General features: G+C 40.1%; 14 protein-coding genes. 6 read left to right on the top strand and 8 right to left on the bottom strand.

The annotated features are described in order from the left end of the window. Positions 1-424 precede the first annotated feature (424 nt). The gene (locus AC622_RS21185) at positions 425-1,702 is read left to right on the top strand and encodes an anthrax toxin lethal factor-related metalloendopeptidase (RefSeq protein WP_231589589.1); all 1,278 of its coding nucleotides are present in this window, start codon (positions 425-427) and stop codon (positions 1,700-1,702) included. A 214-nt stretch (positions 1,703-1,916) separates the two neighbouring features. On the opposite strand, the gene pulA is transcribed toward AC622_RS21185, so the two are convergent. The 3 genes from pulA to AC622_RS06430 all read right to left on the bottom strand — a co-directional run bounded on the left by pulA (position 1,917) and on the right by AC622_RS06430 (position 6,016). After that, positions 1,917-4,478 (bottom strand): type I pullulanase, encoded by a 2,562-nt coding sequence (pulA, locus tag AC622_RS06440; protein ID WP_049670316.1) that lies wholly within the window; start codon positions 4,476-4,478, stop codon positions 1,917-1,919. A 223-nt stretch (positions 4,479-4,701) separates the two neighbouring features. Continuing rightward, entirely contained in the window at positions 4,702-4,914 is a 213-nt protein-coding gene (locus tag AC622_RS06435) for a DUF3006 domain-containing protein (RefSeq protein ID WP_049670315.1), read from the bottom strand. 73 nt (positions 4,915-4,987) lie between these two features. After that, positions 4,988-6,016: a PTS transporter subunit IIC gene (locus AC622_RS06430; RefSeq protein WP_049670314.1), complete on the bottom strand. Its 1,029-nt coding sequence runs from the start codon at positions 6,014-6,016 to the stop codon at positions 4,988-4,990. 251 nt (positions 6,017-6,267) lie between these two features. On the opposite strand from AC622_RS06430, the gene AC622_RS06425 reads away from it, so the two are divergent. Together AC622_RS06425 and AC622_RS06420 are read left to right on the top strand one after the other, a co-directional pair. Further along, complete coding sequence (locus AC622_RS06425; RefSeq protein ID WP_049670313.1) at positions 6,268-7,125, top strand: transporter substrate-binding domain-containing protein; 858 nt, start codon at positions 6,268-6,270, stop codon at positions 7,123-7,125. Positions 7,126-7,133: 8 nt separating this feature from the next. Further along, positions 7,134-7,814 (top strand): amino acid ABC transporter permease, encoded by a 681-nt coding sequence (locus AC622_RS06420; RefSeq protein ID WP_049670312.1) that lies wholly within the window; start codon positions 7,134-7,136, stop codon positions 7,812-7,814. A gap of 394 nt (positions 7,815-8,208) precedes the next feature. Here the strand turns inward: AC622_RS06420 and AC622_RS20975 are convergent, their stop codons facing one another. From AC622_RS20975 to AC622_RS06410, 3 genes are all read right to left on the bottom strand, one after another. Beyond that, positions 8,209-8,367 carry a hypothetical protein gene (locus AC622_RS20975; RefSeq protein WP_156185572.1) on the bottom strand — a complete coding sequence of 53 codons (159 nt, stop codon included), beginning with the start codon at positions 8,365-8,367 and terminating at the stop codon, positions 8,209-8,211. Positions 8,368-8,497: 130 nt separating this feature from the next. Next, entirely contained in the window at positions 8,498-8,782 is a 285-nt protein-coding gene (locus AC622_RS06415) for a hypothetical protein (protein ID WP_049670311.1), read from the bottom strand. A 22-nt stretch (positions 8,783-8,804) separates the two neighbouring features. After that, positions 8,805-9,152 carry a DUF4260 domain-containing protein gene (locus AC622_RS06410; protein WP_049670310.1) on the bottom strand — a complete coding sequence of 116 codons (348 nt, stop codon included), beginning with the start codon at positions 9,150-9,152 and terminating at the stop codon, positions 8,805-8,807. A 281-nt stretch (positions 9,153-9,433) separates the two neighbouring features. On the opposite strand from AC622_RS06410, the gene AC622_RS06405 reads away from it, so the two are divergent. From AC622_RS06405 to AC622_RS06390, 3 genes are all read left to right on the top strand, one after another. Continuing rightward, a complete protein-coding gene (locus tag AC622_RS06405) occupies positions 9,434-9,952 on the top strand; it encodes a hypothetical protein (RefSeq protein ID WP_049670309.1) in 519 nt (172 codons plus the stop codon). Between the two features lie 559 nt (positions 9,953-10,511). Next, entirely contained in the window at positions 10,512-11,324 is an 813-nt protein-coding gene (locus AC622_RS06400) for a YitT family protein (protein WP_082197243.1), read from the top strand. A gap of 831 nt (positions 11,325-12,155) precedes the next feature. Further along, positions 12,156-13,097, top strand: coding sequence for a hypothetical protein (locus AC622_RS06390; RefSeq protein WP_049670306.1), 942 nt, complete (start codon positions 12,156-12,158; stop codon positions 13,095-13,097). A gap of 33 nt (positions 13,098-13,130) precedes the next feature. Here AC622_RS06390 and AC622_RS06385 read toward each other — a convergent pair whose 3' ends face one another. Together AC622_RS06385 and AC622_RS06380 are read right to left on the bottom strand one after the other, a co-directional pair. Next, positions 13,131-14,102 carry a proline dehydrogenase family protein gene (locus AC622_RS06385; protein WP_049670305.1) on the bottom strand — a complete coding sequence of 324 codons (972 nt, stop codon included), beginning with the start codon at positions 14,100-14,102 and terminating at the stop codon, positions 13,131-13,133. Positions 14,103-14,217: 115 nt separating this feature from the next. After that, complete coding sequence (locus tag AC622_RS06380; RefSeq protein WP_049670304.1) at positions 14,218-16,818, bottom strand: YhgE/Pip domain-containing protein; 2,601 nt, start codon at positions 16,816-16,818, stop codon at positions 14,218-14,220. Between the last annotated feature and the right edge of the window lie 94 nt (positions 16,819-16,912).

Here is a 16,912-nt window from a genome sequence, read left to right as displayed (position 1 = left end):
ATCCCCTTGAAACCTTTCCAGATTAGTGGCCGTTTTGATTTTGTCCATCCTGACTGAAGAAGATAATGAGTACGACCTTATAAAATCTATCCAGTTTCAATCATTCTTGCTAATACCGACCTTATTTGACAGTTACCTCTGCTTGATTCACATAAGCTTTCATTTTTCTAGTATGAGGTGTCAAAGAAAATATACATTTAATTAACTGTTTGTCTAAAAAATATACAGAACATCGGAAGATTGCACCTCTCTCCCACCGCCTGATTTCCGTTTATCATTGCTCTTTTCTATATATATATGATTTTTTCCTATTTTTATTAAAACAACAGAATTTGGCATGATACTTGCATTTTTAGTAGATAGGAGGTGAATCTGCAGTTCGTTCAGGAAATATACTATTTTATTGATAAGGAGATGCTGATTGATGAAAAGAACGCCTGTGAAACCTAATAATATATCCATACTTTTCGCTTTGACTTTTGTATTCTTGTTAGCTTTCAGCTCAAACGCCTTTGCAGCCGAAGACTATTCTCATAATCACACTTTTCAAAATGAAACACTGAAAAAGCTAATTGGCGTACAGGATGACGATAACGATTATGATGTAGAGGAAGCTCAAAATATGATTGACCGGGTTTCCAAAATTAACGAGAGATTAATTTCAGAGACTCAAAAAGCTGGAGTGAGTCTTATACTAACAGATTTCCCAGTGACATATTTGCCAGAGTATCTCTATTTGAAAGGAGTTGTTCCGCGAGGGTGGGAAGGGACTGGATTAACATGGGATGATGTGCCTGGCATAGGAGGAATCCCTGTAACAGCGGCTCGCATTGGATATAGTGATTATGGAAGGGGGCACTCGACGGTTAACCTGGAACTTCATGAGTTAAGCCATGCGATAGACTCTGCAGCAGCAGGATTAGATATCTCCAATTTAGAAGAGTTTGCAAAGATCCACGAGGAGGAATACGAACCATTATTCCATGATCATGTTGTATTCTATTATTTTGCCTATATAGAAGAATACTTTGCAGAAGCAATGGCCTTATACTATTTGAACGAAGACACAAAAGCAAAACTTTTGGAAAGAGCCCCGAAAACATATCATTTTATCGAAACATTACCTCAAAGAATCATCAGCATCGACAAAATCACATCTTCTGAATCTTCTTTTTCATGGGAGCCTATAGATGGTGCAGTAAAGTATGAAGTATACAGGGATGATCGTTTACTGAGAAGCATGAAAAACACGAATTATAAAGATGCTCGTTTTAGGTCAGGCCAAAATTACACATATTATGTCAAAGCATTTGATAAAAAAGGAAATGTATTGAACACAACGTTTCATCGATTAATTTCGAATGAAGTTCAAAGTCTTCCTGAGAATCCAACGAAACTAGCTGTAAAAACCAAGACAAAAGTAACAGTATCGTTAACTTGGAATCAAGCATCCGGTGCCGATTATTATGAAATTCTCCGGGATGGTGTCGTTGTTGGAACTTCAAAGAATAATAGTTACACAGACAATCGCCTGACACCGAATACCATTTATACGTATAGTGTTAGGGCTGTCAACGCATTAGGAGCTTCTGTTGGGGCCAATGAAATCATAGTCACAACCAATAAAGACCCGAAAGACAAAAATCCTACAAATATCAACGAATATAAAGGAAAACCTATGCACCCTATACCAAATAGATAACAGGAAATACATGATAACGAAAAATCATTTCTCAAATGAATGAACAATTATGGGTGAATCTAAATATAAAAGAACACTATTCTCGCGAAAATCTTCTCCATTATGCCTAGGCGCAAGTTGAACGAATAGCTGGTTACTGGTTTTGTGCTTATTTAAAACATTCGACAACCTGACAAAAAGGCACGGGAACCCCGTGCCTTTTTATCTTAATCATTTATCTCTTTTTCTTCACATTAACCTCTGTTTGGAGAACGACCGTACTCATAGCTGGAACGACCAATTGCTCACCCTTAATGGTATAGAGTGACTTGGCTGAAGCATTTTCCCCATCTACAAGCACCTTCCACGAGGCATTCGCCGGTAGTGTAAGCTCCCTTGCGCCGTTATTTGCGTTATGAGCGATGAAGTATTGACTTCTATACTTTCCTTTGCCTTCTCCATCAATCGTATAGGCAATCACATTGGCTGGTGCATCCAAGAAGTCGATATGCTCCTTGATTGCGCTTGCCGTGGTCATCCGGAAAGCGGCATGCTTCTTGCGAAGGTCAATTAGTCCCCTCATATAATCCACTTCATGAGAAAACGCCGCGTTACGCTTCCAGTCCATCTGATTGATGGAATCAGGTGATTTATAGCTATTGTGATCCCCATATTTTGTCCGCATGAATTCCTGCCCTGCATGAATGAACGAGATTCCCTGTGAGGTGAGAATGATGGAGGAGGCGAGCTTATGCCTTTGCTTTTTTTCCTCATATCCCGCTTCCGGGTTTGTTAATTCAAGCTTATCCCAAAGGGTATGGTTATCATGGGCTTCCACATAGGTCAGCACCTGCTCAGGATCCTGGTAGGTTGCTTGAGCAGGATCGTAATCAAGGCCTGCCATTATTCCCTTCTTGATTCGATCCTCCATGTTGGCCTTCCCATTGATAAAACCATTATCCTGGTCAATGAAAACACTTCCTTTCAGACCGTCACGGATATCATCATTGAAATGGCCAATACCTGGCATCTTTGCAGCATTCTTCTGGTTTGCTTTTTCAGCAGCTGGCAGTGGCGTATTCAAATCCCATCCTTCTCCGTGAACAATGAAGGCCGGATCGATACGCTTCAATTCCTTTCGAACGAGATTCATGGTCTTAACATCATGAATGCCCATTAAATCAAAACGGAAACCATCAAGCTTATATTCATTTGCCCAATAGGTTGAGGAGTCCACGATGAATTTTCGCATCATTTTGCGTTCAGAGGCCGTATCATTTCCGACACCCGTGCCATTGGCTAATGTACCATCCTCGTTATAGCGATAATAATAGCCAGGAACAAGCTTCTGGAAGTTTGATTCGGCTGCATCAAACATGTGATTATACACAACATCCATGACGACACGGAGTCCTTCTCCATGCAAGGTTTGAACCATCTGCTTTAATTCTTGGATCCGCACTGCAGGGTCATATGGATTTGTTGAGTAAGAGCCCTCCGGAACATTGAAGTTCTGAGGATCATAGCCCCAATTATATTGGGCTTGGTCAAGCTTTGTTTCGTCTACCGTTTTATAATCATAGATTGGCAGGAATTGAACATGTGTAACACCGAGTGATTTAATATGATCAAGTCCTGTCGGCAGTCCATTAGGTCCCTTCGTCCCTTTCTCCGTTACACCAAGGAACTTCCCTTTTTGCTTAATTCCGCTCTCTGGCTGAATGGACAGGTCACGGACATGCAACTCATAAATAATCGATTCCTCCGGGTTACTCAGCTTAGGCTTTTTATGCTTAGCCCATCCCTTTGGATTAGTTTCGGAGAGGTCAATAACAGCTCCCCTTAATCCATTGGCAGAGGCCGCTCGGACATAAGGATCGACTGCCTCATTCCACTTATCTCCGATTTTGACCTTATAGGTGTACAAGAGACCATTCTGATTCCCGCGCAGTTTAGCGGTCCATGTACCCTTTTCTCCTCGCTTCATCTTAATTTCTCTGCCAGTCTTATCATCCCATTTCGAGTATACGACCAGCTTTGCCTCTGAAGCTGTCGGGGCCCAGAGACGGAATTTCGTCGAATGACGAGAGTACGTGTTTCCAAGGTCTTGTCCATCATAATAATAAAGTCTGTCGAAAGCCTCTGTACGAACAATCTTCCCAATCTCAACCAGTTGCTCTCCATACCCTTCAATACGAACTTGGTAAGAACCGCTGACATCCAGCTTCTTTTTTGTCTTTAACGTAAATTGATTCGTTACATTTCCCTTTCCGTCAGCCGGGATAATCTCCTGAATATCCGCTCCGCTCAATTCAATGGCAGTCTGCCTGATATCAAGCGGGATGTTTGTTGTCACAGCAATTTGATCAAAATCATCCATTGAGGCTTTCTTGATGACTGGCTCATTGCTTGGCTCTGAATAATATACTTTATCATCTCCTGACATGACCCACACCTCCGCTTTTCCATCCTCAATCCCCTCGATCCATCGGTCGCCGCCATCCTTCTCCCAGGCATCCGTCCGAACGATAAAACCGACACGCTCATAAGTCCCATCCAAAGTAAAATGAGCGACCTTGCCAAACTCATCCTCTCCCGTGAATGGCTGCACATGACCATCCAAACTCTCTGCCCACACCCACAGATTCCAATCCTTCTCATTTCCGTCTGATTCCTGGTAATGGACTGTTATCTCCGTTTTCCCAACATCTGCCCTAATGCTCAACTCTGGAAAAAATGCGAACAACAGACAAAAGACGGCTAGCAATGCGGTGATTCTCTTCTTATTTGTAAACATCGTCAACTCCCTCTCATTTAGTATAAAACGACAAGGCAAACGCTTGCACAAAAGGACTAAGAAAGCGCTTTCCTTTAATTTCATTCTAGTGAACGGGCCGTTTGGACAAAAGATTAGGTTTTCCTATCTTTTCCATCTGTTTTTTTCGACAAAAGGGACTTTATACCCAACGACAATAGAAAAAAGCCCAGCAGCAGATTAGCACCGGGCCTTCGAAATTATTTTAGTCTTCCCAAACATCTTCCATTAATTGTTCAATTTCCTTCCGAAGCTTCTCGGTTTCGTCCTTCAAAACCTTTACTTTATCGCCGGAAATTTCTACAACATCACCGGTTTCAGCTTCTTTTGGGAAGATTTTCTTTGGAAAATCCTGCGTTTCGCCGTCAATTTCAACAACAGCGATATCCCCTTCAAAGCGGTCAATGATTCCTTTCACTGCTGACCACGCTCCTATTTCATAGACTATATGCCTATTGTACCACTATGCTTCTCTCTAATAAAGGAGCCGGTTATTGAACCTCCAGCCTTAAGTCACCAGGGTGAACCTTTCCAGCCATTTTCAGCAGGCGGTGAATCGATACGGCAATCAAGACAGGAAGAATCATTCCAACCGCTACATATATAAGGAATACACCCCATCCTTGGTTTGCTAATATATTAATTGGGGCAATCAAGGAGCTTAATCCCATTCCCCCTAGCTCATATGGAACTTTGAAATCAAATACCATCGTCGCAATCGGCGCTGCTATTGCAGACGCTATGAAAGCAGGGATGATATAGATTGGATTCTTGATAAGATTCGGAAATTGAACCTTTGGCGTAACAATGGATTGGGCTAAGAATCCGCCAAGGTCATTATCCTTATAAGACATTGCTGTAAAGGCGGCGAACTGGACTGTACAACCAATCAATGCTGCTGCACTTGAAACAGGATCCAACTGCAAGGCAATCGCAAGTGCGGCAGAGGATGCTGGTGTCATTAACAATAAACTGAATACAAGTGAAAGAACAATGGAACCAATAAGCGGCGACCCTTGGACAGAGGCAGTGATTTGCGCGCTGATCCAAGTTAAGAGCGGTGTCGTTACAGCCGCAAGCCCAACTCCTGAAATTCCTCCGACAAAGATGGCTGCAAGCGGGATTGCCATGATGTCTAGTTTTGTCTTACCAACCATTCTCTTTCCGATATATGTAGCAATGATTGCCGCTAGTACTGCGGAAATTGGCTGCCCTGTCACAATTGTGAAGGCGCCCTCTGCTGTCTTTTGAATTGCAGCTCCCCCTACTGAGGAACAGGCCATTGCGCTGAAGATTACCAAAGAATTACCGCCAAGCTGGTAAGCAATTCCGGCACCTAATGCAGGAGCAAGCAATACCTTTGCAGCACCACCAATGGTCAGGAACATTTGCCAATCAAAGTATCCCCCGATTGATTCGAATAAAAGGCCAATCCCGAGCGTTACCAATACAGCATTGGCAATTCCTGTTGAAGCTTTGTACATCCGGTCTATGATGTAGTCTTTCCTGCTCATGTTCATCGTCTCCCATTCCTAGTTGTGTGAAAATTCCAATAAATAACGATATAGCTTATTCCATCATTTATCATTTTCTTTAATATTTTGATATATTAACATATTTTCGACAAAAAGAACATAATATTTTGATAATTTAATTAATTTTATTTCACCTTCCATATTATAGGAAAATTGTCTCAATCAACGTGAAATTTGTAAAATTTTATTTTGAACATAGACAAGAGATGATATAGTATTACAGGGGGTGAAATAAAATGAAAACAGTTAAGTTATTAAAAAAATGTAAGGGCTTAATAGCTATTTTAGCAATTTTATCAGTCATCACTGCCTGTACTAGTGAAAAAGGGAAAAGTAATGAAACAGACAAGACTGCATGGGAAAACATCAAGGAGAAGGGCACATTGAAGGCTGCTACATCCGGCACACTCTTCCCTGCCTCTTATCATGATTCTGACTCCAATGAATTGACAGGATATGATGTCGAAGTAGCGAAGGAGCTTGCAGACCGGCTTGGGCTTAAAATTGAATTTACGGAAATGGCCTTTGACGGGATGCTTTCCTCCATTAACAGCGGACAGGTTGATTTCGCCATTAACGACATCACGGTTACAGACGAACGGAAGGAGAAGTTTGGATTTACCGATCCGTACAAGCACTCTGTTGGAGCTGCCATTGTGCGGAAATCTGATCTATCAGGCATTGATAGCTTGGAGGATTTGAAAGGAAAGAAAGCAGCCGGCGAAGCAACGACTACCTATATGGAGGTCGCCCGTACATACGGCGCTGAAGAGGTTATATATGATAATGCAACCAATGACCAATACTTGCGTGATGTATCAACAGGACGTACAGATATCATCCTAAATGACTACTACACGCAAACGCTGGCCGTCTCCTACTATTCAGACCTGGATATCACCGTTCATCCAACAATCCGTTATAACCCCAGCAGTGCCTCCATCATCCTGAAGAAGGAGAACGAGGATATGCGGGATGCCTTCAACGATGCATTGAAGAAAATGAAGGAAGATGGAACACTCACGAAATTATCGAAACAATTCTATAATGGTGCAGACGTAAGTGAAGAAATTGAACTTGAGGAAAGCAAGTAAGCATTAATATGGAACAAATTCAGTGGCAATATTTATTTAACCCAAGCTTGGCCATTGACTCCTTGCCTTATGTACTGGAAGGATTATGGAACACCCTGTTCATCTCCTTTACAAGCATGATTTTCGGTCTTCTGCTCGGGCTATTCCTGGCACTAGGGCGCAGCTCGGCCAACTGGCTGCTGCGACTGCCGTCTAGCCTGTATATCTCGTTCATGCGTGGTGTACCGATTCTTGTCATCCTGTTCATCCTTTATTTTGGTTTCCCAGTAATCGGTATTGAATTCACAGCCATCCAAGCTGCTGTCATTGGCTTCAGCTTGAACAGTGCTGCTTATATCGCCGAGATCAATCGTTCGGCTATCAAGGCGATCGACCATGGCCAATGGGAGGCATCACAATCACTCGGACTTACATATTGGCAAACCTTAGGAGGTATCATTCTCCCTCAGGCTGTCCGCATTGCCCTCCCTCCGCTATCAAACGTGATGCTTGATCTAATCAAAGCTTCGTCGCTCGCAGCCATGATTACTGTGCCGGAAATCTTTCAGCATGCCAAAATCGTCGGCGGGCGGGAATTAGATTACATGACTATGTACATCTTGATTGCGCTCATTTATTGGGCAATATGCTCCGTCGTATCGGTTCTGCAGCGCTATTTGGAGAAACGGGCAGAGGTTTTTATGAAATAAGGATTAGGGCTGTTCCAAGAGTCAGGGAAGATTGACTTTTAAGGACAGCCCTTTTTAAATTAGTCATTATTTCTTAACTTCTATACTAAAATGAACTGTAACTGGAATGATCTTAGTTAGCCATTAATTATGAGCATGAATATCAGGACGATTCTATGAACAGAAAGTATTTTGGGGTTTGGATGGTATTAATTGCAATACTGGTATTCTTTACGCAAGAACTAGTGCTTTTTATTATGCTCTATTTAATTTTGCTAATTTTAATGGAAATCAGTGATGAGCTCAAAAAGAAAAATCATTAATATTTGAACGCCCTCTCATCATTAGAGGCCATTTATTCCGTCAAAAAGAAAAAAAGCATTCTAGAACGTTCTCTAAAATGCTTATCCTTCTCTTAATCAAGACCTGGCACCTTTAACACCGCATATCGTTTGGCGATCAAGTGCTTCAGTTGCTCCAAATCTTCTAACGTTGTTCTATTTTGAATATAATCTTTGATTACTGGTGAAAGATTTAAAGAATCATTTTTTTGTTCATATTCTTTTTTGTCCATTGTCATCGTTCCTTCTATGTAGTTTGTATGTTTATTATATAGCTACAATGTTACATCTGGGTTTCTATCTTTTTACATTTTGAAGTTATAGGTCTAAATGGATAAATTTGATTGCCACTTTTATAACTTATCATTTCTTATTACTCTTTGCTGTAAACAAACCAATCATAATCATAATAAGCCCATTCATAAAAAAGACGGATCCATACAAAACCGCAAATAATCCTGTCCCAAATCCTCCTGAATCAAAAGGTCCGATTGCAGCAATCGTGATAAAAAAGACGATAGGGGAAAGAAGAATCAAAATTAAGCCAGACCAAAGCCTTCTTCCCCTATGTTTACCTGCAAGTTTAAAAACAGCCGTATTTGTTAATCCCACTACAACAATGAAGACAAATAAGAAAATGAATACCATTTAACCCCTCCCACTTTACCTCTTATAGCTTACGTAGATGATTCTCTTCCAGCATGTTTGTATATCTCAGTCCATAGCCTAATATCCGGTCCATCCCAATATGGGAAGCAAAAATCAAGCCTATCATCAGTAGCATGTCATTTGACCAAATGGAGCCGTATAAGATAAAGGGCCATACGAACAGGTATGTGTGGAAGATATTATACGATATGGCTCCAACACGCTGATTAACGAGAAAGCCTAAGGCGGATAAATCCGGCGCCATAATCAATAGAAAAAATAACATCCAGCTGTAATCGAATAAAGCATATACATACAAACTGACAAGCAAAACAGCCAAACCTTCCAGACGCAAAAGCCATTTGGGCACCTGGTCACCACCTCCACTTCTTTGTTTTCCCCCTATACTTTCTATTCCGATAGACGGAATCCTTCTTTTATGATGCTGTTTTCGTATAGATTGTTGCTTTTGAATAATAAGGGAAATATCCATTTTGTGATACCATTAAATGGACATACTTTCTTCAACTAAGGGGCAGATTTCACTTTGTATATTGAGGGAGGTTATTTTAACAAGAGCAACTGAGAAAATAACATTAAGTTAATTCAAGTATTTTAAGAGTTAAAATAAAAAACGGGGGAAGAGATGAGTTGAGATCACGTACAAAAACAATCTCATTTTATGTTATATCAATGATTGTTACATATGCGATATTTGCAAGTATAGAGAGTGCAAAACTAAGTTCTAAAACTGTTGATGAAGCATTTGAAAAGTTTAAGAATGAATTTGTTCAAACTGAAATGGGTGATAAAGAATTTTACCGAATTGGGAATTCTACATTTGTGCCATTTGAAGTTGGAAATAGTGTTTCATTAGTCCGGTTTGAAAAAGGGATATTCGGTTGGAAACAAACCTATTATTCTCACGATGAGGATAGAGGTTCTTCCTATACAAGTATTGTTGATGGAGATATCCTTTTGCACGGGATCATACCAAAAGATATAGTGGCTGAAACGGAGACCTTAAAAGTGAACGGAATAGAGGCAGATATTGTTAGGCTCAATGATAAAACGAGCGTTTGGATTTTTATGAATAATAAACCGAAAAACTTTTCTAACAGAAATATAGACTTCTTAGATAAGGATGGACAAATAATCAGTGAAATATAAATACAACTATCATTTCTAAAGGTAGTTGCTATTATTATGAATAAGTATACGTAAACTAAGGGGGCTTTGATCCAACGGGGGATTAATGCCTTTTTGTGTTGAATTCCTTAGAAACGGGCAGTTTAGTTTAATAAGAACGAATCATTAAAAAATTGGGTTAGCCGATTCTTTTTTATATCATTTAATATAAAAGGAATGCAGTTATATACGTAGGTGTGTTAGGGGCGGAAAATAAAACCTTTATCTCATTTCCTTATAGGGATAACTGGTCAAAAGCAGAATTTCACTACTGTCAAATTGACAGTCTTTTTTTTGCTGCTAAAAGGAAAGATAGGCTTACACAAATAAACTTTTATACTTATATAATTTATCATTTTGTGATAAACTTCACTTATATGGCAAAAATAAGCACAATCTCCATTCGTACAGTCTCTATAGAGAAATATAGAATAACACCAAAAGGTATTTTTAAATAATAAATAATTTATAAGGAGGTCTTTTATTGGGCAAACCATTAACAAAAAAACAACGCTTTACTAAAACTACTTTTCGTTTTCTAATGATTACACTTGGTGCATTTTTATTTGCCTTTGGCATCGAGAAATTTTTAATCCCCAATAATATTGTGGATGGTGGCATCGTAGGTATATCGATTATGCTATCGAAAATCACTAATTTTCAGCTAGCCATTTTTCTAATCGTTTTAAATGCTCCATTCATCTACTTAGGTTACAAACAAATAGGTAAAACCTTCGCAATTCAAAGTTTCTACGGAATTTGTATCGCTTCCCTATTCACTATTCTTTTGCATCATTCCGCCCCTTTGACAGATGATCCGTTATTAGCAGCCATATTTGGCGGCATCATTCTTGGTGTTGGTGTTGGTATTGTACTACGAAACTCAGGCGCGCTGGATGGTACAGAGGTTTTGGCTATTCTCATTAGCAGTAAGTCATCATTCTCTGTTGGACAGATTGTTATGTTCTTTAACCTTTTCATTTTAGGTGCTGCTTGCTTTGTCTACAACTTTAACTCTGGAATGTATTCATTGATTGCTTATTTTGTCGCCTTTAAAACGATGGATATTGTAGTAGAAGGATTAGATGAATCTAAGCAGATTGTCATCATCAGCAACCACTATGAAGAAATCGCTAATGAAATCACTACAAGATTAGGTAGAACAGTTACTTTCTTAAATGGGCAAGGTGCCTATTCTAAAGAAGAAAAACGAGTTATTTTCTGCGTGGTCACTCGTTTAGAAGAGGCAAAACTACGGTCAATTGTTGATGGAATTGATGAGAATGCCTTCATTGCTATCAGTCATATCAATGAAGTAAAGGGAGGAAACTTCAAAAAGAAGAACATTCATTAAGAATCCAATATATTTTCACACAAAGAAGAACCGATAAAAAAGCTTATCGGTTCTTTCTTTATTTTCTTGCTTATATGGGTGATTATAATAGTTCCTCTTTTAATAATTGCTTAGCTGATGAACTCCAGGGTAGTCTCACTATAGGACTACCCTGTATTTTATATAATTAGCAGGGGCATTGATTTAAGAAGGATTAATGCCTTTTTGTGTTGAATTCCTTATTGTAGAAACGGGAAGTTTTGTTGAAGAAGGTATTTGTTTTAACGATCCAGAATATATTCCCTTAACTATAAAAAAGAGGGGGAGTTATAATGAAAAAATTAATTATTGGTACTATAGTTTTGTTTGCACTTTTGGTATTACTCTCATTTTTTTTCAATATCAACATATTGTATTTGTTTCCCAATGTAATCGAATGGTCTACCAAGTTCATTCTGCCTTGGATAATCTTATACTGGGTCATAAGATTGCCCAAATTTTCGAAAACAAATAAAGTTGTCGCTTAGGGCATTAATCTAAGAAGGATTAATGCCCTTATCTGTTGAATTGCTTATGGAAGTAAAGGCGTGGATTGAATAACTAAACTGGACAAAAATTATAAGGTCTGCTGTATAAATTCTACAGGCGATAGATAGCCCAGTGTTCCGTAGTTGTTTCTACTTTCCTTAAAAATTCGGGTGATTTCTTTTGAAAGCTCTTTATCTTCAGTTTTCTGCTTACGTTTGCCTTTAAGATTGGTAGATAGTAATAGGTACTGGCCGGAATTTGGAGGACGTCACAATCAGATGATAAAATGACAAAAGGTACCTTTGTTTTAGAAAGAGTGATCCTATGTCTTTCCATCAATCAGAACAGAAACAAGCGGCATCTTATGCCAAGAGTCTGCTTCTTCAACAATCAGAATCGGCGGTTATCGATCAATGGCTGGAATCTTGGGTGGTACTAGTTCGAAAAAATAATTCGAAGGATAATCAACCGGAGCTTTTTCTGATCCACACCCAATCCTTGCATGTGATGCTGGATTCATTAAGCAGTAACTCCTTGAAATACCTTTTAGGCCGCCTTATTAAAGTATATGATTTAACTTGGAGCGGCACATTCTCACCCATCGTATTTGATTCTTCCTTATCCTTGATGACGGAATTGATTGATGAGACGTTCTCTCTTATACAGCTGTTCACCCCCAGTGAGTTCACCTCTTTATTGGCTTATTTGCAGGGAGCTTCTATCAATCCGAACTCCGGCATCTTCTCTTATATTTGGAAAATAGAAAAAAACAGCCGCTTCTTCCGTTCAGCTGATTTCTTTTTGCGCAACAAGGCACTTCACTATCTGTTACACCTAAACGCTGAAAGTGGATATCATCATACTATTAAAGACTTTAAAAAAATACTAAACTTTATAAAAGAGGATAATACAGACATTCTGAATACCCTCCGCCATTATAAAGTCAAAAATCATCAAGGCTGCTATCAATTCATCCATTACTTGTTTAGTGAATTCATGGAAACCGGATTCAATCGAACAAAACAATGTATTCTATGGCTGGATAATGCTGCTGGCCGCACACCGAAAAAACCTTGGATGGATAAATTGTCTACCATCCAGCAGGAGTTTACAGAAGACGAACTAAGAAAAATAACACAATGGATCTTAACGAACGAACAGTTGAAAAGAGAGTCTGCCACTGGCTGGAGTGATCAAATCTATGCAAGATTCTACAAGTCCTCCGAATGGTATGGACAAATGAAAAAAGCAAAGCCCGTTCAATAAATGGCTTTGCTTTCTTTATTTCTATTTCATTCTTTATTTCTTCCTCGTCATTCTTCCAAGCAGGAAGGCTCCTGCAGCGACACCAAGGACAATATTTGTTTTCTTATTAAATACTTGCTTTGTCACTAAGCCAAGGTTTTGCGGCCTTTCAGCAAGACGTCTCATGAAGTAACCGTACCAGTCTGTCCCAAATGGCACATACGTACAGAATTGATAGCCTTCATTGGCCAGTTCATATTGAAGCTCAGTTCTGAATCCGTAAAGCATTTGGAATTCAAATTTGTCTTTCGAAATATGGTTGGCTTCAACAAATCGCTTCACGTGATTGATAACCTGATGATCGTGGGTGGCAATGGATGTGAATTTGCCGTTCATTAAATGATATTCAATTAATCGAAGGAAATTATCATCGATGTCTAGTTTCGTTTGATAAGCAACATCGCTTGTTTCTTTATAAGCGCCTTTCACGATACGAAGGCGATAATCCTTCAACCGTTCAATGTCTGACTGAGCACGGTAGAAATAGGCTTGGATAACCGTTCCGATATTGGGATACTCTTCAGAAAGTTCCTCCAAAAGGCGGAATGACGGTTCAAGACGGTCATAGTTCTCCATATCGATATTAATGAAAAGTTCATACCTGGAGGCCGCCTCGGCAATTTCCTTTAAATTCTGGAGACAGAATGCATAATCAATATCAAGCCCTAATTGAGAAGGCTTTAATGAGATATGAGCATCAACGTCATTGTCATGAATCGCTTCAATCACTTGGATAATCTGTTCCTTTGCTTTGGTTGCTTCCGCATGGTCACTCACGAATTCACCGAGGCAGTCAACCGTGCAGGAGATTCCCCTGCGGTTCAGCTCACGTATGCTCTTAATGGCTTCTTCAATGGTCGTGCCAGCAACAACAGATTTTGCCCCCATTTTCAATCCATATTTCTGTGCGGCTTGGTTCAAGAATTGGTTCTCCGATAACGAAATAAATACATCCTTCAGTTTCAATCTGCAACACCCCTTGATTAACAGCATGGCCGTGCGAACTTCTTATCTATTTCTTGGGTAATCTTGGTCATTCCCATTTCATTTTACCAAGTTACCGTTTAATCTGACAAATTTATCAATGAATGATCTTGCTTTTTTTCGCATCTTCATTGAATTTGTTCACAATTTTGGTAAGCGGCTTTTTAAATATGGTTCCAAAAAGAGTGAATAAGACAGTAATCAAGGATAGCACTGTGATGCACATACTCGCTGTCGGCCAATAGATTCCTCCGACTGATTCCCGCAATAATTTCACCGCATATGTGAACGGCAGGAACGGATAGATATGCTGGAAGAAGGAGGAGGAAACCTCAATTGGGAAGTTAGAGCCTGACCCTGCAACCTGAAGTACGAGCAGAATGATGGCCGCGCCTTTCCCCACATTGCCAAGGACAGATACCAGCGTGTAAATCAGAGCTGTAAAAACAAGCGCAATCAATAGAGAGAATAGAATAAAGTATATCCGATCAGAAATATCAGCCTTTAGCAAAAAGATATCTCCAAGGGCAATGACGGCTGTCTGAATAAGGGCAATCGTCAGGAAGGTCAGCCCCCTGCCGAAATAGACTTGAGCAATGGTATATCTCTCGTCCGGCATATGGACTTCAACCGAGAGCATAGAAACCAAGAGGACAACACCCACCCAAATCGCTAAGGTCGAATAAAACGGCGTACTCGCGGATCCGTAATTCGCAATCGGATACTTCGTGACCTCTTTCAAATCAATTGGATTGGAAAGGAAATCACTGTCATTTTGTACATCAAGTCGCAGGAATTCAATCAATTCCTCTAAATTGATTTCCCCCTTTGCTTCTGTTAATTTACTTGCCGCTTCATTAATTTTGGTGGTGAGCGGTGGCAGATCATTGGCAGCCAAATCTGCAGCAAGTTCTATTGATTTTTTGACTTTCGGCATCTTCTCATCAATCAGTTTTGCAGTCGATACAAGCTCCTTCGATATCCCTGGCCATTGATTCTCTACGAACGCACTGCCAAGCATGATGGATTCCTTTGCAGCTGGATATTTCGTCTCATAGAAGTCATTGGCGGTAGTGATGCCATTCGTAATGGCATCCATATTCGTTTGAACGGCATCGGATGCTTTATCTATAGCTGAAGCTATTTGAGGAAAGGCTGCCTCATACTTTTCAAGGGCCTTAATGGCATCATCGACAATTCCTCCTGCATTCACTAAAATGGATTCAACTTTTGGCAGCTGCTCGTTTAAGGTTTGCAGAACATTATCGGCAGATTCCATATGACTGCTCACATTTTTCAGTGCCTGCTCAATAGCTGGTAAATAGGCACTGTCATAACTGGCCAGTATTTCTTCTATCGCTTTCTGAAGCTGCGAAGCCTGTGCCTGAGCAGCCGACACATTACCATTACTTAGTGATTGCTGAGCAGATTGCGCATAGCTCTGGGCCCTTGCCAATTTCTGGCCAAAACCGCCCAGATTCCCGCTCGTTGCATTGATATCACTGATCAGCTGTCTTTGCGTTCCAAGCATCGATGATAAACGTCCCAATTGATTTTGGGCAGCTGCTGTATCGTTACCAGTGACTGACAAAGCAGAGGTAACCGTTTTAGCGGATGTGTTAGCCAATTGAAGATTTTTCTTAATCATTTGCTCGATGACCTCAAAAGAAGCAGCTAATTTATCCGTGAAATCCTTGATGACGGCTGTATAGCCTGAGCCCGCCTCCATCAGCTCCTTTATTTCAGGAAGAACAGACTGAACCTGGTTAATAACCTCGCTCGCATTTTTTGCCTCGGTTATCGCTGTATTCAAATTATCATGAATCGTATCAAAGTCATTAGTGAGAGATTCAACCGAATCGGCTGCTTGTTGAATCTCTGGTAAATGCTCTTCAAGGACTGCGATTTTCTCCCCGGCCGCCTCAATCTTTGGAAGTGCATCCCTTACCTTGAGGACATTTCCCCCTAGTTCATCGATTTTCGGTATGTACTCAGTATAGCCAGTAGCTTTATTCACTTTCTCTTGAATTTCGGGAAGCTTCTTATTCAGACTGATAATTTGATTGCCGAATTCATTCATCTTCGGAATAGCGGCTTGAATTTCATACAGCTTGTTTTCCATGTTGCGGATGGTTGGGAGCTCTTTCTCTAATTCAACCCCGATTTCCTTAAAGGCCGAGAGCATTTCGGAGGAAACCGTTTCAATAAACTGAGTGCTCACGCTGCTGGCAATGGTGCTTGCACCCTTAGAAGTAATTTTCGGTGCGATTGCATTGATTTTATCATTCACCGTATAAATAATTTCTGGTTTCTCGATATCACCGGTTAAGATACTAGCCATATTCTCTGAGAAATCCTTTGGGATATAAATACTGGCATAATACTTCCCTTGTACGACCCCTTTCTCGGCCTTCTCATGATTCACAAAGGTCCATCCTAGCTTTTTGTTCTTCTTAAGCGATTCTACAACCTGGTCCCCAATATCAATCTTTTTCCCCCTGAATGTATAGCCTACATCATCATTCGCTACAGCCACACGGAGGCCGGATGTATTTCCATAAGGGTCCCATAGAGCCTTTATATTAAACCAGGCATAGAGTGAGGGAAGAATCATCAAGGCAACGATAAGAAAGATAGCAGCTTTGGAACGAAAGATCCGAACCCAATCCGTCTTATATATTCTCCAAATTTTCGACATGCTCATGATCGCCCTTTCATCTGTAGTATGATGGATAGTGTGGGCTAATTTTCAGCATTTATCCTTAGAAGAGCATGCAAAAAAAGCACCTGAT

Origin of the sequence: Bacillus sp. FJAT-27916, assembly GCF_001183965.1 — a bacterium.
Classification (GTDB): Bacteria; Bacillota; Bacilli; order Bacillales; family Pradoshiaceae; genus Pradoshia.
The sequence above is the reverse complement of the archived record's forward strand: the minus strand, read 5'-3'. Positions and strand labels throughout refer to the sequence as shown.